15 protein-coding genes are annotated in these 20419 nt (G+C 59.9%); 13 read left to right on the top strand and 2 right to left on the bottom strand.

Annotated elements, in window-relative coordinates; genetic code table 11:
- Positions 1 to 23: 23 nt before the first annotated feature.
- The 4 genes from P0G09_RS05495 (at position 24) to P0G09_RS05480 (ending at position 4374) form a co-directional block, all read left to right on the top strand.
- Positions 24 to 971: an ROK family protein gene (locus P0G09_RS05495; RefSeq protein WP_275252160.1), complete on the top strand. Its 948-nt coding sequence runs from the start codon at positions 24 to 26 to the stop codon at positions 969 to 971.
- A 32-nt stretch (positions 972 to 1003) separates the two neighbouring features.
- Positions 1004 to 2443 carry a 6-phospho-beta-glucosidase gene (locus tag P0G09_RS05490; RefSeq protein ID WP_098924593.1) on the top strand — a complete coding sequence of 480 codons (1440 nt, stop codon included), beginning with the start codon at positions 1004 to 1006 and terminating at the stop codon, positions 2441 to 2443.
- Positions 2444 to 2512: 69 nt separating this feature from the next.
- A complete protein-coding gene (locus P0G09_RS05485; protein WP_275252159.1) occupies positions 2513 to 4024 on the top strand; it encodes a carboxylesterase family protein in 1512 nt (503 codons plus the stop codon).
- Positions 4025 to 4155: 131 nt separating this feature from the next.
- Positions 4156 to 4374, top strand: a complete 219-nt coding sequence (locus tag P0G09_RS05480) for a hypothetical protein (protein ID WP_275252158.1) — start codon at positions 4156 to 4158, stop codon at positions 4372 to 4374.
- Positions 4375 to 4552: 178 nt separating this feature from the next.
- On the opposite strand, the gene P0G09_RS05475 is transcribed toward P0G09_RS05480, so the two are convergent.
- A complete protein-coding gene (locus tag P0G09_RS05475) occupies positions 4553 to 5080 on the bottom strand; it encodes a YcxB family protein (RefSeq protein WP_275252157.1) in 528 nt (175 codons plus the stop codon).
- 132 nt (positions 5081 to 5212) lie between these two features.
- Here P0G09_RS05475 and P0G09_RS05470 point away from each other — a divergent pair, with 132 nt between their 5' ends.
- The 9 genes from P0G09_RS05470 (at position 5213) to P0G09_RS05430 (ending at position 18193) form a co-directional block, all read left to right on the top strand.
- Positions 5213 to 6724, top strand: a complete 1512-nt coding sequence (locus tag P0G09_RS05470) for a sensor histidine kinase (protein WP_275252156.1) — start codon at positions 5213 to 5215, stop codon at positions 6722 to 6724.
- Positions 6721 to 7545, top strand: a complete 825-nt coding sequence (locus P0G09_RS05465; protein WP_275252155.1) for a helix-turn-helix domain-containing protein — start codon at positions 6721 to 6723, stop codon at positions 7543 to 7545. The genes P0G09_RS05470 and P0G09_RS05465 overlap by 4 nt, the downstream gene beginning before the upstream one ends.
- A complete protein-coding gene (locus P0G09_RS05460) occupies positions 7542 to 8552 on the top strand; it encodes a TRAP transporter substrate-binding protein (protein WP_275252154.1) in 1011 nt (336 codons plus the stop codon). The genes P0G09_RS05465 and P0G09_RS05460 overlap by 4 nt, the downstream gene beginning before the upstream one ends.
- A 240-nt stretch (positions 8553 to 8792) precedes the next feature.
- Positions 8793 to 9875 (top strand): TRAP transporter substrate-binding protein, encoded by a 1083-nt coding sequence (locus tag P0G09_RS05455; RefSeq protein ID WP_275252153.1) that lies wholly within the window; start codon positions 8793 to 8795, stop codon positions 9873 to 9875.
- Positions 9876 to 9976: 101 nt separating this feature from the next.
- The gene (locus P0G09_RS05450; protein WP_275252152.1) at positions 9977 to 10498 is read left to right on the top strand and encodes a TRAP transporter small permease; all 522 of its coding nucleotides are present in this window, start codon (positions 9977 to 9979) and stop codon (positions 10496 to 10498) included.
- Between the two features lies 1 nt (position 10499).
- Positions 10500 to 11840: a TRAP transporter large permease gene (locus P0G09_RS05445; protein ID WP_275252151.1), complete on the top strand. Its 1341-nt coding sequence runs from the start codon at positions 10500 to 10502 to the stop codon at positions 11838 to 11840.
- Positions 11841 to 12047: 207 nt separating this feature from the next.
- Positions 12048 to 14963, top strand: coding sequence for a DNA translocase FtsK (locus P0G09_RS05440; protein WP_275252150.1), 2916 nt, complete (start codon positions 12048 to 12050; stop codon positions 14961 to 14963).
- 72 nt (positions 14964 to 15035) lie between these two features.
- A complete protein-coding gene (locus tag P0G09_RS05435) occupies positions 15036 to 17099 on the top strand; it encodes a YgiQ family radical SAM protein (protein ID WP_275252149.1) in 2064 nt (687 codons plus the stop codon).
- Positions 17072 to 18193, top strand: a complete 1122-nt coding sequence (locus tag P0G09_RS05430; protein WP_275252148.1) for an MBL fold metallo-hydrolase — start codon at positions 17072 to 17074, stop codon at positions 18191 to 18193. The genes P0G09_RS05435 and P0G09_RS05430 overlap by 28 nt, the downstream gene beginning before the upstream one ends.
- 63 nt (positions 18194 to 18256) lie before the next feature.
- Here the strand turns inward: P0G09_RS05430 and uidA are convergent, their stop codons facing one another.
- Positions 18257 to 20083, bottom strand: a complete 1827-nt coding sequence (gene uidA, locus P0G09_RS05425) for a beta-glucuronidase (RefSeq protein ID WP_275252147.1) — start codon at positions 20081 to 20083, stop codon at positions 18257 to 18259.
- Positions 20084 to 20419 lie beyond the last annotated feature (336 nt).

Raw genomic sequence — 20419 nt, 5'->3', positions numbered from 1 at the left:
ACCAACAGAAAGCAGGAGATAAGATGAAACAGTATCTTTTGATCGACATCGGCGGAACCTTCATCAAGTACAGCCTGGCCGATGAACAGGCCCGGAAAATCTCCGGCGGTAAGGTTCCGACACCGCTGACGAATATGGATGACCTTCTGGCGGTCATCGAGGGCTTTGCCGCTCCCCTTCAGGGACAGTTCGTGGGCTGCGCCATCTCTATGCCGGGCCGCATCGATACCAGAAACGGCATCGCCCATACTGGTGGAATGCTCAGTGCCTTTATGTGGGAGCATCCCTTTGCTGCGCAGGTAGAGGCACGGCTGGGCGTGCCGGTGACCATCGCCAACGATGGCAAGTGTGCCGCAGCAGCGGAGGGTTGGACCGGTGCGCTGGCCGGTGTGGAGAATGGCCTTGTGCTGGTGCTGGGCACCGGCATCGGCGGCGGCATCATCCTGAACGGGAAGGTGCTGATGGGCGCTCACGCTGCCGCAGGCGAGGTTAGCGGCCTTGTCTCGGATATTTCAAAGATGGCCGACGATGATTTCAAACTGACCTCGGTAGAGCGGTATTCCGAAGCACCCCTCTGGGCGGGAATGGCCTCGGCAAGTGGCCTGATCTTCGAGTATGCCCGGCAGAAGCATCTGCCGACGGGCAGCCCCATGCCCACCGGGGAAGAAATCTTTGCGGCTTACAATGCCGGGGAGCCGGAAGCGCAGAAGGCTCTCAAGATCTTTGCCCGGCGGGTGGCCGTTGGCATCCTGAGCCTGCAGAATGTGCTGGATGTGGAAAAGGTGGCCATCGGCGGCGGTATCAGCGCAGCGGAGGCTCTGCTGCCTGCGATTCAGGCCGAGTTGGATTGGCTGTTTGAGCGCTGCACAGTCATGCCGACGGTCAAGCCGGAGCTGGTGCGCTGCCGCTATGGCAACGATGCCAACCTGCTCGGTGCCCTGAAGCTGTTCTTTGAACAGAACCCCGCCTGAACCAGAACAAAATAGGATAGGAGTAGAAACTTATGAGCGTTTTCCGTGATGATTTCCTGTGGGGCGGTGCCTGTGCAGCCAACCAGTTCGAGGGCGCATGGGACGTGGATGGCAAAGGCCCCAGTATCCCTGACCTGTGCACCAATGGCTCTCACACCAGCCCGAAATGGGTGACAACTGCTGTCCGCTCCGACCGGCTGTATCCCAGCCATGAGGCCATCGACTTCTACCACCACTACGAGGAGGACATTGCTCTCTTCGCCGAGATGGGCTTCAAGACCTTCCGCACCTCCATCAACTGGACCCGCATTTTCCCCACCGGCATGGAGACCGAGCCGAACGAGAAGGGCCTTGAATTCTATGACAAGGTCTTTGACTGCTGCAAGAAGCACGGCATCGAACCGCTGGTCACCATCAGTCACTACGAGCTGCCCTATGCGCTGGTGGAAAAATACAACGGCTGGGCCAGCCGGGAACTCATCGAGTTCTATATGAACTACTGCAAGGCTATTTTTGAGCGGTACAAGGATAAGGTCAAGTACTGGCTGACCTTCAACGAGATCAACTGCGGCACCATGCCCATGGGCGCAATCCTGGAAACAGGCACCATCCGGGGCTTTGAAGGCCCTACCGACAAGGTGCCGGACAACAAGCAGGAGCGCTTTCAGGCGCTGCATCACCAGTTTGTGGCCAGTGCAGAGGCTGTCCGGTATGCCCACGACCACTACCCTCAGTTCAAGATGGGCTGCATGATCTGCTTTATCACCAGCTACGCACTGACCTGCGACCCGGCCGACGAGATCGCTAACCAGAAGGCCATGCAGATCAGCAACTGGTTCTGCTCTGATATGCATGTCCGCGGCGAGTATCCTTCTTACATGAAGCGCTATTTTGCCGAGAATAACATCACCATCCGGCAAGAGCCGGAGGATGCTGCCATCCTGAAGGCCGGTACTGTCGATTTCTACACCTTCAGCTACTATATGTCCAACTGCATCACCACCCACAAGGATGCCGATGATGTGGGCGGCAACATCATTGCTGGTAAGAAGAATCCTTACCTGAAAGCCTCCGACTGGGGCTGGCAGATCGATCCCGTTGGTCTGCGCTACACCCTCAATGAGATCTACGACCGCTACCGCATTCCCCTGATGGTGGTGGAAAACGGCCTGGGCGCTTACGACAAGAAGGATGCCGACGGAAAGATCCACGACAGCTACCGCATCGACTACCTGCGTGCCCACATCGAGCAGATGGCCGAGGCTGTAAAGGACGGCGTGGATCTGATGGGCTACACCCCCTGGGGCTGCATCGATCTGGTGAGTGCCTCCACCGGTGAGATGGCAAAGCGCTACGGCTTCATCTACGTCAACAAGTTTGACGACGGCACCGGCGACCTGAGCCGCGAAAAGAAGGACAGCTTCTACTGGTATCAGAAGGTCATTGCCACCAACGGCGAAGATTTAGGATAACAAAATAGACCTCCGGGTGCCATGTTTGCAGTACCGGGGGTCTGTCTTTTTGAAAGAAGGAGGTCATTTATGGAAAAGGCATTTTGCTGTGCGCCGGATTTTCCGGTGGTTCAGACAAATTATGGTCCGGTGCGGGGATATCGCTTCCGGGAGATCAGCAGCTTCAAGGGCATCCCGTATGGGCGGGCGGTGCGCTTCCATGCACCCCAGCCGCCCCAGCCTTGGGCAGAGCCGCTGGACGCTTCCAGTTACGGCTGCGTCTGCCCTCTGCTGAGCATCGATAAGCCCAGCGGCGAACTGCGTGTGCCCCACCGCTACTGGGTGCAGGATGAGGACTGCCTGAACCTGAATATCTGGACCCCGGCCTGCGATGCCCAAAAGCGGCCGGTGATGGTCTGGCTCCATGGCGGCGGATTTTTTGCCGGCTCGTCCATTGAGCAGGTGGCCTACGAGGGCGGAAACATGGCGCGGGAAGGGGACTGCGTGGTGGTGTCACTGAACCACCGGCTGAACATCCTGGGCTACTTGGATCTCTCCGATTTTGGGGAGGAGTACGCAAACTCCGGCAATGCGGGTGGGGATGATATCATCCTGGCACTGCGGTGGGTGCGGGACAATATTGCAGCGTTTGGCGGCGATCCCGGCTGCGTGACGGTATTCGGCCAGTCCGGCGGCGGTGCCAAAGTGACAACGCTGCTACAGACCCCGGCAGCAGATGGCCTGTACCACAGGGCGATGATAATGAGTGGTGTGCTGGAAGGTTTGCTGAACGACAGTGTCGGCAGCGGCAGGGACTGTGTGCAGGCGCTGATGCAGGAGCTTGACGTGCAGACAGCACAGCAGCTGGAAACTGTGCCCTACCACCAACTGGCGCAGGCTTACCGGAACGTCAGCCCGGCTCTGAAAGCAAAAGGCGCGAACGTGGGCCAAAGTCCCCACCCGAACCGCTTCTATCTTGGAGATCCGCTCCAAAACGGCAGTGGGTTTCGGCCCGAGACTGCAAACGTTCCGGTGCTGATCGGTACGGTTTATTCGGAGTTCTACGGTTTCTTTGATGGTCTGAAAGGAGTCGGCCCGGAGGAAGCAGTGGGCCTGTCTGCCGCAGAGACCCTGCGGGAGCAGTTCCGCACTGCCTACCCGCACCGCCCGGAGGAAGACCTGCTGCTGGCAGATACCAGCTTCCGCGCCCCCACGATCAAATATGTCCGGGAGCGTGCCAAGGCGGGCGGAAAGGTGTACAGTTATCTGTTTGATCAGGACTTCCCTCTGATGGGGAAAAGTACCCCGTGGCACTGTGCGGATATCCCATTTGTGTTCCACAACACAGAGCTTGTGCCGGTGTGTGCCTTTGAGGGAGCAAAGCAGCTGGAAACGGAAATTTTTGGCGCTGTGATGCAGTTTGCCCGTACCGGTGCGCCGGGCTGGGCTGCCAGTACGGAGGATGTGGAACAGACCATGCTTTTCGGCCCCCAAAGCCGTCTGGTGCAGAATCACGATCACGCACTGATCGAAGCATTGGCACCCTTCACAGATTTACGGATGAAAAAAGCGACCCGGGCAGGCGGACAGATCCAGCATTAAAAAGCGCTGTTCAATACGCGGGAATTCCGGGAAACATAAAGCAGAACAGGCATCCTGCGTTACCGCTTGGCGGTATCGGGCAGGATGCCTGTTCTGCTATGATGAAGAAGAATGGGGGGAGAATGGCTCAGTTGAGGAACTTTTCGTTCAGGGGCACGCCAAAGTCGCGGGCGGTGCTGCCCCGGCCAGCAGTGCGCCGGCTGCCGTCAGCACGGCTTCCTCTGGGGTGGCTGCACAGCAGCCGGAAGGAAGCCGCACGGCAGGATGTGGACCGCCGCATCGTTCCCGTGGTGCTGGATGCCGTGTTTCAGGAGGTGCAGTTTGCACCCAATGGCCGGATCACCTGCTGATGTCCTGCGGGAAAAGTTTGCCCGGCAGCTGAAGTGGTGTACCGATGTTATGGATGTTTTTGCACCCTGAATGGGGCTGAAATAAAAAATGCAGTACCTTCTCTGCGCTTTTTCGCATGGAAGGTACTGCATTTTTGCCTGCTGCCTTATCTGTGCGGAATGGATGCTGCACGCGGCATTACCTGAAATCCCGCAGCCGCTCCTGCGAAAGCTGGGCCTGCAGGAAGGTCCAGGCGGCATCGAGCTCGGTGTTGAGCAGGTAGGCCTGATTCTGCTGGACATAGAGATAAATGGCATCCGGTGTGCGGTAGGCCAGATGGATGCTCTGCCAGTTGTAGTGGCGGCTGGGCTCGGACTTGTCCTGCTCACCGGCCATCCAGACATCCAGCCCGGCATTGCTCAGCTCCAGCCGGTAGAAGGGGCGGGGGAGGCCCAGCTTGCGGATCTGGTTCTTGAGGTTATGGAAGAAGGTCCAGAACCACACGGCGGGCAGGCCCAGCGCCACCACCGCAAGAACGACCGTCAGCAGGGGGGCACCCTCCCGCTGGCCGACCTGCGAGAGGCAGATGCCGGCAAATACCAGCAGGATGGCCGTAAAAAGCAGAGGCCGGTGCCAGGCTTTTTTGTGGCGCAAAAGGTCAAAGGCTGCAAATTTGTGGAAGGAACCTGCATCCATCTCCACGGAAATGCTCAAGACTTGGGGCATGGAAAATCACTCCTTTTTAGGCATCGTACCATATTCTTTTCAAACAAGCAAGGTAAATCTTGCAAAATTGCCGCAAAACATGGTAGAATAAGGCATTGATCGAGAAAAAATTCTTTGCCGGGAGGGGTGGCTTTGCACCGTTCAATGACGCTGAAACAGCGGATCACGCTGGGGCTGGCGGCCTTTCTGCTGGCGCTGGCGGCACAGATCTTTCTCAGCTTCTACCAGTCCGGCACGGTGTTGCGGGAACTGGATGACCAGATGGGCAGGTTCAACGCCATCAGCCGCTTTCAGGATGGGGTGGAGCGGAGCCTGACTGCCCTGAGCGATTACCGCTGGGAATATGGGGACGCGGACGAGCTGCTGATGGAGCTGGACGCGGCATTCTCCACCACCAATGCCTGGCTCTGGCGGATCGATGGAGACCTGAGCATGGTCAGCGAGGAGCAGTATCTCTTATACAATGCGGTATGTACCACCTACAAGAGCTACACGGCGCTGGTAAAGCAGCTGGAAGAAGCTGTCCGGGCAGGGGACGATGCCGGGGCAGCACAGCTCTACTATAACAAGGTGTCGCCCTGCGGCAGCTATCTGGGCCAGTATACCCAGCAGCTGCTCAACACGGCCATCTCCGATGCGCAGGGCACCTACACCGAGGTCTCGGCCCTGAGCAGCCGGGTCAAGTGGGCCCAGACGGTCGTGGCGGTGGTCTGCCTGGTGCTGGGCTGCGTGATGGCGTGGTCGGTGCTGCGGCTGCTGGGGCCGGTGCAGCAGATGATCGGCGCATCGCAGGAGATCATTGCGGGCGGGTACGACACCCCCGATGTGCCGGTGCCCCGGGAACACAATGAGATCGGTCAGCTGACCGATGCCTTCAACCGGATGAAGCATTCCATGGCCCAGCAGATGAACACCCTGCGGGAGAAGAATGAGATGGAGCGAGAGCTCCACCAGCAAAAGACCGCCGCACTGGAGCTGCAGAACCGGATGGAGCGCAGCCGGATGCAGCAATTGCGCAGTCAGATCGACCCGCATTTCCTGTTCAACACTCTGAACGTCATATTGCAGACAGCAGGGCAGGAGAAAGCCTACCGCACCCAGGCGCTGATCACGGCGCTGAGCCATCTGCTGCGGTACAGCCTGATGAGCAATGATGAGCAGGTGCCGCTGGCCCGCGAGGTGCGGATCGTGGATGAATACTACTCCATCTATCACGTCCGCTTTGGGGACCGTGTGAAGATGCGGTGGCGCATCTCGGATTCCATTGACCTGACGGAGACGATGGTGCCTTCGTTTATTTTGCAGCCCATCGTGGAAAATGCCTTCAAGCACGGCATTGCCCCCAAGGAAGAGGGCGGTGCGGTGCGCATCCGCATCACGCCGCTGCGGGAGCAGGGGCTGCTGCGGATCAGTGTGTGCGACAACGGCCTGGGCATTGAACCGGAGCAGCTGGCCCAGCTGCAGGCGGGGCTGGCGGCCCCCGGCGACCGGTGGGAGCACATTGGTGTGTATAACGTGGCGGCGCGCCTGCGGCTGCTGGACAAGCGCTGCCGGTTCGAGGTGCGCTCGCACCCGGGGCGGGGCACGGCGGTGAGCCTGTATCTGCCCCTTGTGGAGCTGGAAGAGGAGGACTTTGACGAATGATACGCCTGTTGATCGCGGACGACGAGTGCCTGGAGCGGGAAGCCCTGACCGAAATGGTCTCCCGCCGCTTTGAGCATGAGGTGGTGCTGGAGACCGCCGAAAATGGCCGCAAGGCCGCCGATACTGCCATCCTGTGGGGGGCAGACCTCATTTTGATGGACATCGAGATGCCGGGCATGAGCGGCCTGGATGCCGCCCGCGCCGTGCTGGCCCAGCGCCCCGGGTGCCGGGTCATCTTTGTCACGGCGTACAGCCTGTTCCAGTATGCTCACGAGGCTGTACATCTGGGAGCCTGTGATTATCTGCTCAAGCCCGTGGACCCGGACGAGCTGGAAGCCTCCATCCGGCGGGCCATGCGCCAGATCGAGACAGAGCGCAAGCTGGAGGCACTGGCCCCGGTGCAGCCGGAGCCGATGGAGCCTGCTGCCCCGGCGGCAGGACCGGACGATGCCGAGAACAGCCAGAACGCGCTGGTCATGGCCCATGTGCGGCGGTATCTGGAGGACAACTATATGTTCGATATCTCGCTGGACAGTGTGGGCGAGATCCTCCACATCAGCCCGGCGTACCTCTCTGCACAGTTCAAAAAGTACCAGAAGATGAACTTCCTCGACTGCCTGACGGAGCTGCGCATCAACGCGGCCAAGGAGCTGCTGACAGACCCCTTCCGCTCCTCGGCAGAGGTGGCCTCCATGGTGGGCTATGAGGATGCCAGCTACTTTGCCCGCGCCTTCAAGAAGCGGACAGGGGAGACTCCCACCCAGTACCGCAAGCACGCTCTCCGGGAAAAACGGGGTCCCGCTCCGGAGGGGCTGCTGTGAGCGCCCGCATCTCCCGGCGGCAGCTGCTGCTGGCTGCAGCGGGCACGGCACTGGAGCTGTGTGCCTGCAAAAAGCAGCAGGCTGCAGAGGAACAGCCGGAGCTCATCCTGCGCTACGCCGAGAACCAGCCTGATGATTACCCCACCACCGTGGCAGCGCGGGCCTTTGCCGAAAAGGTGAAGGAGCGCACGGAAGGGCGGGTGAAGATCGCCGTGTACAGCAAGGGTGAGCTGGGGGCGGAGATGAGCGTCATCCAGCAGATACAGTTTGGCGGCATCGACTTTGCCCGCGTCTCCCTGAGCCAGCTGGCAGAATACATGCCTGCCCTGAACGTGCTGCAGCTGCCGTTCCTCTATCAGGATGCCGGCCAGATGTGGCGTGTGCTGGACGGAAACATCGGGGACGAGTTCCTGACCCGGCTGGATGATATCGACCTGACCGGGCTTTCCTGGTTCGATGCCGGTGTGCGCAGCTTTTACACCCGCCGGAAGGTCACCTGTCTGGCAGAGCTGCAGGGGCTGCGGCTTCGTGTACAGGAATCCGACACCATGAGCATGATGGTCTCGGCTCTGGGAGCCGACCCGGTGCAGGTGGTGTACAGTCAGGTGTACGCAGCCCTGCACAATGGCCAGATCGATGGGGCGGAGAACAACTGGCCCAGCTATGAGGCCATGAGCCATTACGAGGTGGCTCCCTACTTCCTGCGGGATGAGCACACCCGTGTGCCGGAGATCCAGCTGGCCAGCATCCCGGCAATGGAGAAGCTGGCCGCGCTGGACCCGACATTCCCGGGCATCCTGCGCAGCTGTGCGCGGGAGTCGGCGCTGATCGAGCGCACCCTCTGGGCTGAACAGGAAGCCGGGGCAGAACAGGATATGCTGGCCCGCGGCATCGTGGTCACGGAGCTTTCCAGCGAGGAAAAACAGAAATTCCGCGCTGCAGTCCAGCCCCTGTACGATCAGTTTGCGGAACAGGCGGAGCTGATCGCCCGAATTCAGAAAAGCTAAAAATATCAGGAAGAATCCCAGTTGTTGGCAGGTATGCCCAATGACTGGGATTTTTATTTGTGCAGAGTGTACAGAAGTTGTTTTCACATTTTTTCAAAAAACAGGACATTTTTTGAAACCCCTTGTTCTGACCAAGAAATTTTGCTAAAGTGTGAACAGTGAATGAACGACAGCACCGCACCTGTGCAGGAAGGTGCTGCCGGAAGGAAACAGAAGAACATATTTCAGGAGGATTTTACCATGAAAAAGATCTCTCGTCGCAGCTTTCTCGCCGTTGCCGGTGCAGCTACCGCAGCTGCTGCCCTGACCGCATGTGGCGGCTCTTCCAGTTCCACTACAACCTCTGCCGCCGGTTCCACCGCCGCTTCTGCTGCCGGTGATGCTACCGCTGCTGCCAATGATCCCAAGGTCACCCTGGTCTACGCTGAGGTCAACCCGCTGGATACCATCGTCGGCCAGACCGCTACCCACTTCAAGGAGAAGGTCGAAGAGCTGACCGGCGGCTCCGTTGTCATCGATGTGCAGGCTTCCGGTGTTCTGGGCTCCGAGAACGACGTTCTGGACGCGATCCTGGGCGGCTCCACTTCCATCGATATGAGCCGTATCTCCGCTTTTGCACTGACCAGCTATGGCTGCAACAAGTCCAAGCTGCTGAGCATCCCCTTCACCTTTGAGAACCGTGCACACTTCTGGAACTTTGCCAACAGCGATCTGGCACCTGAGTTCCTGAACGAGCCCCAGGAGCTGGGCCTGCCCGTTCGCGGCATCTTCTACGGCGAGGAGGGCTTCCGCCACTTCTTCACCGTCAATCCCGTTTCCGGCATTGAGGATTTCAAGGGCCTGAAGCTCCGCGTGTCCAACGACCCCGTTATGAACGGCATGGTCGAGGGCCTGGGCGCAAACCCCACCGTCGTTTCCTTCGGTGAGCTGTACAGCGCACTGCAGACCGGCGTTGTCGATGGCGCTGAGCAGCCCATCGCAAACTACAAGTCCAACGCTTTCCCCGAGGTTGCCAACAACCTGATCCTGGACGGCCACACCCTGGGCGCTATCCAGGCTGTTATCACCGATAACGCATGGGCAAAGCTGACCGAGAACCAGCAGGCTGCCATCATGGAGGCCGGTGCTGACACCCAGAAGTTCAACGCTGACCTGTCTGAGACCGCTGAGAACAAGGTTCTGGACGAGCTGAAGTCCTCCGGCTGCAACGTGATCGATGTTCCCGATAAGGCACCCTGGCAGGAAGCATGTGCTAAGGTCATCAGCGACAACACCTCCGATCAGGCTGAGCTGTACCAGAAGCTGCTGGACATGAAGGCATAAGCAAACGCGCCTTTTCCGTGCAAGAATAAAATGGCCCGGCGGGGACAACGGGAGATCTGCCCGCTGCCCTGCCGGGCTTTTATCGTAAAGGAGGAAACCTTATGCCGAAAATCTTTACCACATTGGATAAGATCAAACCGGCGTACGACATTACCTATAAGGTGGTGCTGTTCATCTGCAAGCTTTTGCTGATCTTGGACATCCTCATCACCACCATGTCGGTCATTGGCCGTTACGTCCCCTTTATCCCGGACCCTGCCTGGTCGGAAGAGGTGGTGCTGACCTGTATGAGCTACATGGCCGTGCTGAGCGCAGCGCTGGCCATCCGCCGCGGTGCCCACATCCGCATGACCGCCTTTGATGTCTACCTGCCCAAGAAGGTCGTCAAAGCGCTGGACATCCTGGCCGACATTGCAGTGATGGTGCTGGGCATCATTATGATGGTGGTGGGCTGGAACTACGCCACCACCCTGGGCGGCCGCGGCTTCTACGTTTCCATGCCCTGGCTGAGCCGCTTCTGGATGTACTTCCCCGTGCCGCTGGCCGGTGTTGCCATGATCGTGTTCGAGTTTGAGTCCATCTACAACCACATCAAGAGCCTGTTTGTAAAGGAGGAGAATTGATATGACAGTTCAGACACTGGCGATCCTTGTCCTTCTGGTCAGTTTCTTTGTGATGATCTTCCTGCGGTTCCCCATTGCATACGCCGTTGGCCTTTCCAGTGTGTTCTGCCTGATGGTGCAGGGCCAGGCCCTTACGGATGTCTGCCGTCTGATGGTCAAGGGCATCTCGTCCTTCAGCCTGATGGCCGTGCCTTTCTTCATCACCATGGGCGTGCTCATGGGCTCCGGCGGCATCTCTGAAAAGCTGATCGCTCTGGCCGATGCCTGCGTCGGCTGGATGCGCGGCGGCATGGCCATGGTCAACATCGTGGCTTCCTACTTCTTCGGCGGCATTTCCGGTTCCGCTTCCGCCGATACTGCTTCCATCGGCTCCATTATGATCCCCATGATGGTGGATCAGGGCTATGATGCCGACTTCTCCACTGCTGTTACCATTACCTCCTCCTGCGAGGGTCTGCTGGTTCCCCCGAGCCATAACATGGTCATCTACGCCACCACCGCCGGCGGCATCTCTGTGGGCAGCCTGTTCCTGGCCGGCTACCTGCCCGGCGCTCTGCTGGCCATCGTCCTGATGATCGGCTCCTACATCATCTCCGTCAAGGAAAACTACCCCAAGGGCTCGCCCTTCAGCATCAAGGGCTTCATCAAGCAGCTGGGTACTTCCATCTGGGCATTGGCTGCCGTTGTCATCGTTGTCTTTGGCGTTGTGGGCGGCGTGTTCACCGCCACGGAGTCCGCTGCTATCGCTGTTATCTACTCCCTGTTCGTGTCCGTGTTCATTTACAAGGGCCTGGATTGGAAGGGCGTATGGTACGCTCTGGACGAGTGCGTGAACACCCTGTCCATCGTCCTGATCCTGATCGCCACCTCTGCTGTGTTCGGCAACTGCCTGACCATGCTGCATGTGCCTGATCTGGCCGCAAACGCCATCACCAGCGTGACCGACAACCCCTACATCATCGCCCTGCTCATCGATGTCATCATTCTGGTTTTGGGCTGCATCATGGATATGGCTCCCATCATCCTGATCGCTACCCCCATCCTGCTGCCCATTGCAACCTCCATCGGCATCGACCCCATCCAGTTCGGTATCATCGTGGTGCTGAACTGCGGCATTGGCCTGCTGACTCCTCCTGTCGGCGCTGTTCTGTTCATCGGCTCTGCCGTTGCAAAGCGCCCCATGGAAAAGGTCGTCAAGGCCACCCTGCCGTTCTACCTGTGCATGTTCATCGCCCTGCTGTTGCTGACCTTTATTCCCGACATCAGCCTGGCCATCCCCAAGCTGCTGGGCGGCTACGTCAGCCCCATTGCAAACCCGCTGGGCCCGGTGTTCGTCCACTGATAAGCGTGTGAACAGATTTCTTCTCCTGAAACAATAACGTACCTGAAAGAACCATCCCCATGGCGTGATCTCCGCGCCGGGGGATGGTTCTTTGTTTACAGAGTGGGTCAAACCGGTCCGCATTCTGTAATTGCCACTTGACCCAACCCGTGGTATAATGAAAGAATCGAATACTATGGGAACAAAGGACAGGGGTCAGAACAGAAAATGGCAAAACGAAAGCGAAAAACAACTGCAAAGCGCGCGTCTGCACGCAGAAAAAGCCGGGCCGAGGAGCGGATGCCGGCGGGGCTGGGCACCCTGTTTGTGGGGCTGCTGCTCATTGTGCTGGCGTTCGTGGAGGGAGACTCCGTCTGGAAGAGCGCTCACCAGATCCTATTCGGGCTGTTCGGCTGCGGCAGCTTTGTGCTGGGCGCGGCGGTGTGCTATCTGGCCATCCTCTACACCCGGGGGCAGGACCTGCTGATGCAGGTGTTCAAGCTGCTGCTGGGGCTGATCTTTGCCAGCGGCACGGTCATCGTGTTTTCGGATATCCCCGCCGACCTGACCGCTGCCCAGATGATCGCTGCCTGCTACCAGAACGGCGCGAACGCCTGGCTGGGCGGCGGCGTGCTGGGCACTCTGCTGGGCGGCAACCTGCTCCTGCTCTGCGGGCGGCCTGCGGCCAATCTGGTCATGGCGGTGCTGGCCCTGTGCGCCAGCCTGTATATCTTTGATATCACCCCTGCCGAGTGCTGGCAGTGGCTCTGCAATGTGGGCGGCGGCGTGCATGAAAAAGGCGTGGCGGTCTATGAACAGAACGCCGCCCGCCGTGCTGAGCGCCTTGCGGCCCGGCAGGCGGAAGAGGAGTACTGCGCCGAGGAACCTGCGGACGATTACGATGATAATTTCGATGAGGAAGACGTGCCCGGCGGCATTCCGGTGCCCGGGTGGCTGTCCGGCGTGTTCAGCTGGGGCCACAAGGTGACCAAGGAGATGGAGGGCGAAGCGGAACCTGTTCCCGTGGACGATTCTCTGGGCTACGAGCCGCCTGCGCCGGTGGAGCCGGAACCGGCTCCCGCCCAGCCTGCCCCAGCCTTTGAGCCGGTCAAGGTGACCTCCAACCATCCCCGCGCGGCGTTTGATATCGATCTTGGGCCGGATACCTCTGTTTCCGAGGGCGGAAGCGAGCCCATTGAGCCCATCATCATCGGGCCGGGCGGCACCTTTGGGCAGGACCCGCTCCAAAAGGCCCCGCCCCGGGCCATCGTCAAACCGGTGGTGCCGGATGCCGTGGAGACTGCCGCCGAGGATTTCTTCGCGCCCGCCGGATCGCCTGCTCCGGCCCCGGTGGTGAACCCCACCGTGCCGCCTGCGGCCCCGGAAGCCCCTGTGGCTGCACCGGCAGAGCCCGAGCAGCCTGAGATGCCGATGTTCCAGACCCCCACCCTGCCCACTACGGATGAGCCGGTGGTGCCGGTGCGGGTCAGCGCGGAAAACGCGGTGGCCATGCGCAGTGAACCGGACGAGGACGGCTGGATCAGCATTACCAGCGAACCGGTGGAGGAAAAAGACCTGAACACGCTGGTGGCGGCCGCCATGGAAAAACCCGCCGCAGGCGAGCAGGCTGCCGCCACCGCCCCGGCCGAGGAGCCGGAGGTGGTGGAGACCTTCCAGTATCAGTACCCCAGCATCGAGCTGTTTGAAAAATCTGCCGAGGAGGGTGACCCCGGTGCCCAGGACGAGCTGAAGGCCAACGCCCAGAAGCTGGTGGACACGCTGGAAAGCTTCGGCGTGCGCACCCGAGTGCTGGATATTTCGCGGGGACCCTCCGTTACCCGGTATGAGGTCCAGCCCATGGCGGGCGTGAAGATCAGCCGCATCACCTCGCTGGCCGATGATATCGCCCTGAACCTTGCCGTGGCCGATGTCCGCATGGAAGCACCCATCCCCGGCAAGCCTGCCGTGGGCATCGAGGTGCCCAACCACAAAAAGACCCCCGTTTTTATCCGCAGTGTCTTTGAAAGCCAGGCCTTCCTGCGGATGACTTCGCCCTTGGGCGTGGCGCTGGGCAAGGACATTGCCGGTGTGGCCCAGGTGGCCGACCTGTGCAAGATGCCCCATCTGCTCATCGCAGGCAGCACCGGCAGTGGTAAATCTGTCTGTGTGAACAGCATCATCATCAGCATTCTGTTCCGCTCCAGCCCCGAGGACGTGAAGCTCATGCTCATCGACCCCAAGGTGGTGGAGCTGGCTGAATACAACGGCATCCCCCACCTGCTGATGCCTGTCATCACCGAGCCGAAAAAGGCAGCGGGTGCTCTGAGCAGCGCGGTGCAGGAGATGGAGCGCCGCTACCACCTGTTTGCGGAAAACAATGTCCGTGACATCAAATCCTTCAACAAGCTGGCGGCCACCGACCCCATGCTGGAAAAGATGCCCTATATCGCCATCATCATTGACGAGCTGGCCGATCTGATGATGGTCGTGGGCAAGGACGTGGAGGATTCCATCTGCCGGATTGCCCAGAAGGCCCGTGCCGCCGGAATGCACCTCATCGTTGCCACCCAGCGCCCCAGCGTGGATGTCATCACTGGCCTGATCAAGGCCAACATCCCCAGCCGCATTGCCTTTGCCGTGTCCAGCCAGGTGGACAGCCGTACCATTCTGGATGGTGCCGGTGCCGAGAAGCTGCTGGGCCAGGGCGATATGCTCTTTATGCCTGTGGGCGCGCCCAAGCCGGTGCGTATCCAGGGCACTTTTGTGCGGGATGAGGAGATCAGCCGCGTGCTGGACTTCATCAAGCAGAGCGCCACCGTCCAGTACGACGAGGCCATGATCGAAGCCATGGAAAAGCACGCCATTCAGGATGGCAAGAAGGGTGCATCCTCTGCAGATGCGGATGAGGAGACCGGCAGCGACCCGATGCTCAAGCAGGCCGTTGAGGTGGTCATCGATGCCGGGCAGGCATCCACCAGCCTGCTGCAGCGCCGCTGTAAGCTGGGCTATGCCCGCGCCGCCCGCATCATGGATGAGATGGAGCAGAAGGGCATCATCGGCCCCTATGAGGGTGCCAAGCCCCGCGCTGTCCTCATCAGCCGCCAGCAGTGGCTGGAAATGCAGATGAATCAGCCGGAGGAATAAGAACACAAGCAACACTTCTCTTGGCTCCCTGTTAGGGGAGCAGACAGAGAGGTTTAAACAGTGAGGAACACTATGGACAACTCTTCCCCGATCTACACCGAATTTCTTCCCATCAGCCGGGCGGACATGGAAGCCCGGGGCTGGGATCAGCTGGACTTCGTGGTGGTGGGCGGCGATGCCTACGTTGACCACCCCAGCTTTGGCACCGCCATCATCAGCCGCCTGCTGGAGGCCGAGGGCTATAAGGTCGGCGTGCTGGCCCAGCCCCGCTATTCCGACTGCGAGGACTTCAAGCGGTTTGGCAGGCCGAAGTACGGCTTTTTCATCGGCGGCGGCAACGTGGACAGCATGGTGAGCCACTACTCTGTGGCAAAAATTCCGCGTGCCGAGGACGAATACTCTCCCGGCGGCATCGGCGGCGCGCGGCCTGACCGCAGCGCCACCGTTTACACCAGGCTGGCCAAGGAGGCCTACCCCGACCTGCCTGTGATCCTGGGCGGTCTGGAGGCATCTCTGCGCCGGTTTGCCCACTACGATTACTGGCTGGACACCGTTCTGCCCAGCATTGCGGAGGACTCCGGAGCCGATCTCATCAGCTTTGGCATGGGCGAGCACCAGACCGTGGAGATCGCCCGGCGGCTGGCGGCAGGGGAGCCGGTGGAGTCCATCACCGATGTGGACGGTACCTGCTACCTGACCGACTTTGACCACCTGCCTGAAAAGTATGTGGAGTGCGCCGGTTTCCGGAAAGTGGCCTCCGATAAGGTGGCCTACGCCAAAGCCTGCCGCATCCAGATGGACAATCAGGATGTGGTCAGCGGCCAGATCATTGTCCAGAAGCAGAGTGAAAAGTATCTTGTGCAGAACATCCCGGCAAAGCCGCTGGTGCGCTGGGAGCTGGACAAGGTGTATGCGCTGCCCTACACCCGCCGCTACCACCCCATCTACGAGAGCATGGGCGGCGTGCCTGCCATCCGGGAGGTGCAGTTCTCCATCATCCAGAACCGCGGCTGCTTCGGCGGCTGCAACTTCTGCGCCATCCAGCTGCATCAGGGCCGCCGGGTCACCAGCCGCAGTGCCGACAGCATTGTGGCCGAGGCCGAGCGGATGACCCACGAGCCTGATTTCAAGGGCTACATCCATGATATCGGCGGCCCCACCGCCAACTTCCGGTTCCCATCCTGTCGGGAGCAGATGCTGCGGGGCATGTGCAATGGCGGCAAGCACTGCCTGGCCCCCACCACCTGCTCCCACATGATCGTAGATCACAGCGATTACCTCAAGATCCTGCGCCGTGTCCGGGAACTGCCCGGCGTGAAAAAGGTGTTCATCCGCAGCGGCATCCGGTTCGATTACCTGATGGCTGACCCGGACGACACCTTCTTCAAGGAGCTGGTGGAGTATCACGTCTCCGGCCAGCTGAAGGTGGCCCCGGAGCACTGCGCCCCCAATACACTGGCCTACATGGGCAAGCCGCCCATCCAGACCTTCAACAAGTTCAAGGATAAGTTCTACGAACTGAGCAAGAAGGCGGGCAAAAAGCAGTACCTCGTGCCCTACCTGATGTCCAGCCACCCGGGCAGCACCCTGAGCGATGCCGTCTATCTGGCCGAGTATCTCTACAAAAACCACATGCGCCCCGAGCAGGTGCAGGATTTCTATCCCACCCCCGGCACGGTGAGCACCTGCATGTTCTACACCGGCCTTGACCCCTACACCCTCAAGCCCGTGTTCGTGGAAAAGACCGCGGAGGGAAAAGCGCTCCAGCGCGCCCTGCTCCAGTATTACGAACCCCGCAATGCCGAAAAGGTCATCAAGGCGCTGAAAATGACCCACAGGGAAGATCTGATCCCGCTGCTGGTGCCCGCCGAGGGCCGCCGCGCGATCCAGCGCTCTGCCCGCCGGGCCGAGCCTGCCGAGGTGACCATCCACAACGACGGCACCTATACGGTCCGCCCCAACAAGGGCAGGGGAGGCAGGAATCAGAGCCGCGGAACCGCCCCGGCCCGCACCGCAGGCGGCCGCCAGCCCAGCCCCGGCGCACGCTTTGCGCCCAACGGCACGGCACCCCGTAAGCCGAAGAATGATCAACAGAAAGAGAATACAGCGTGGAAAACTTCAAAAAAGAAAAAGTAAGCTTCTGGCGGCGCATTGCCGCGCTGGCCCTGGCGGCGGCGCTGGCCCTTGGCCTTGCCGCCTGTGATGCCTCGGCGGTGGTGCCGGGCAGCAGCACCCCTACGGTCAGCACTGCCCAGCCTGCCGGAGACGGCCAGACCGCCAACTTTGAGATGCACTTCCTGGATGTGGGGCAGGCCCTGAGCGTGCTGGTGGAATGTGACGGCCAGTATATGCTCTACGACGGCGGCAACGTGGACGATGGCAGCTATGTCGTCTCTTACCTGCAGAATCTCGGTGTGGAGGAGCTGCAGTATGTGTTCTGCTCCCACGCCCACGAGGATCATGTGGGCGGCCTGTCCGCTGCGCTGGCCTATTTCCCGGCAGACCATGTGTACAGCCCCGTGACAGAAGCCTCCACCAAGTGCTTTCAGGATTTCGTCAAGTACACCGGGCAGCAGGGCCTGCAGGTGGAGGTGCCCGCCGTGGGCACGGTCTGGCCGCTGGGTAGTGCCACTGTGACCATGCTGGGCCCTGTGGCGCAGTATGACAACACCAATGATACCTCCATCGTTCTGCGGGTGGACTACGGCTCCACCAGCTTTCTGCTCACCGGCGATATGGAATCGGATGCGGAGCGCGACCTCGTGAACAGCGGGGCCAACCTGAAGGCAGATGTTCTGCAGGTGGGTCACCACGGTTCCAGCACCAGCACGAGCTACATCTTCCTGAACGCCGTCCTGCCCGAGATGGGAATCATCTCCTGTGGTGTGAACAACAAGTACGGCCACCCCCACGAGGAGACCCTGAGCATCCTGCGGGATGCGGGCGTGGATGTTTACCGCACGGACCTGCTGGGGGCCATTGTGATCGGTTCCGATGGACAGAACTATACCATCCGCACCGAGAAAACGGCCACCGATGCTGAGCTCAACCCCACCGACCCGGCGGCAGCGTCCACCGCGCAGCAGGGGTATATCGGCAACGTGAACAGCAAAAAGTTCCACCTGCCCAGCTGTGCCAACCTCCCTGCGGAGAAGAACCAGATCCTCTTCTCCAGCTACGAGGAGGCCATTGCGGCAGGGTACAGCCCGTGTTCGAGCTGCATCAAGTAAACGCATATCAAACAAGCAGCGCCCTGCCGGGGTAAACCGGCAGGGCGCTGCTGTTTTCTGGGATCATTTTTTTCGCTTCTTGAAATTGACCGGCAGCGTTGTCCACCGCTCCCGGAAGAGGTACGCCGCATCCTTGGGCTGGCGCTGGCGGGTAAAGATGCCTTTTTTGTTGCCGTCCACCCGCAGGATGCCCTCGGTGGTCTGGAAATCGGCAAAATTCCACACCAGCTCACCCTGTACGAAATCGTAGTGGTCGAACACGGCGTGGGTCATCTCCAGATATTCATTCTGGTACTCGGCACTCCACATCACGCTGGGGAGCTTGTGCGTGCCGCTCAGGTTGTCGGTGCCGTACTCAGTGAAGATGAGCGGGCGGCCATGCAGGACCTTTGCCCAGCCGTCCATCTCATGGCGGAAGGCGGCTTCGGCATCCGCCAGCCCGGCCCCGCCCAGTACATACCAGCCGTAGTAGCGGTTCAGGCTGACGAAATCGGCAAAGCGCTGGCCCTTGCTGGTGTCGGGCAGGCTGGTCATCAGGACCGTATAAGTACGGGGGCGCTTCTGGGGGTCGAGGCGGCGGGCCAGCTCGAACAGGGGCTTGAAGTATTCCTCGGTGCCCGCGCTGGTGCACTGAGGCTCGTTGAGCAGGCTCCATGCGATGACCGAGGGGTGGTTTTTGTCCCGGTCGATCATATCGGTCAGGGCCGCCTTGTGGTTCTTGAGCAGCGCAGGCGTGGTCTCCTTCTCAAAAAAGCCCTGCTGCCTGCCGTTGCCCTGATTGGCGGCCAGGAAGTTGGCTGTGCTCTGCAGAAAGCCCACGGCGGGGACTTCGTCAATGATGAGGAAGCCCTCCTCATCGGCCATCTGGTAGATCTCCTCAGCGTAGGGGTAGTGGCTGGTGCGGAAGCAGTTTGCGCCGATCCACTTCATCAGCTCAAAATCCCGCTTGACGGTGGGCAGGTCGAGCCCACGGCCCCGGATGTCGGCATCCTCGTGCCGGCCGAAGCCCCGCAGATAGACCGGGCTGCCGTTGAGCAGGAAACGCCCGTGCCGGATCTCAAAGGTGCGGATGCCGATCCGATCCAGATACTCGTCCACCACTGCGCTGCCCTCGTGGATGCGAATGACCAGATCGTAGAGATAGGCGGCGTGGACATTCCACAGCTTGGCGTTTTTGACCACCAGCGTGCCGGTGGTGCCGGAGCTTTCGGCCACCCGGGTGGTGCCGTCGTAAAGCTCCACAGTCACGGGGTGGGGGCCGTTGGTGGTTACGGTATAGTCGATCTCGGCCCCGGTCTCGGTCAGGCGGTATCGTGTGGAATAGTCCAGCACCCGCTCCTTGGGCAGGGCCATCAGCCAGACGGGCCGGTGGATGCCGGCGTAGTTGTAAAAATCAAAGTAGGGTGCGGCGATCTTTCTGCCGTCCGCAAGGGTGCGTGTGGTGCCTGCGGGCAGCATCGTCTCGCTGAGCTCGTTGTTCGCCAGAACACTGAGCTTGTTGAACTGATTGTAGCGCACGATGTTGGTCACGGTGGCATCAAAGGGCAGGAAGCCGCCCTCGTGCTGGGCCACCTCCACGCCATTGACGAAGACCCGGGCCCGGTGGGTGACCGAGCCAAACCGGAGAACGATGTCCCAACCGCTCCATTCCGCAGGGACAAAAAAGCTGGTCTCATACCAGAAATCACCGCAGTATTCGCGGGAGGCCTTGTCGGTGAACAGGTCGCAGAAGGAGGCGGGCACCGGCATGGAAAGAGAGGAGGGCAGGTCCAGCGCCCATCCGGCCTCCACACCCTTGCTCTCGGGGTCGAAGCTGAAACGCCACATCCCGTCCAGGCCGATGAGACGGCGGGTGGTGGTAGCGCGGGGATACAGCAGGGAGCGGTTCATCAGGATGACCTCACATTCATCAGCCCGGCGGCATTTTGCGTGCCACAGGGGCGTTTGTTGTCTTTATATCCAGTATGACAGAAATTTTATAAAAGAGATAGAAAGATTTTTGAATAAATCCAGACTTTTTTCAGGAAAACAGGCGCTGCTCTGGGCAGAATACCTATTATCTCCGGCCTGATTTAAAAACTTCCGTAAAAGATGCCATAAAAAGTGAATGCTGGGAAAAAGAGGGAAAAACAGAATGTGAACGAACTGTGAAAATGTACAAAAACAATACCTTAAAATTGTACGAATTCACCTAAAAAATATTCTAACATTTTTTGATAAAAGTTT

Origin of the sequence: Faecalibacterium sp. DFI.5.82 (assembly GCF_029076575.1) — a bacterium.
In the GTDB taxonomy this organism is placed as follows: domain Bacteria; phylum Bacillota; class Clostridia; order Oscillospirales; family Ruminococcaceae; genus Faecalibacterium; species Faecalibacterium duncaniae.
This window is presented reverse-complemented; position numbering and strand designations above follow the sequence as displayed.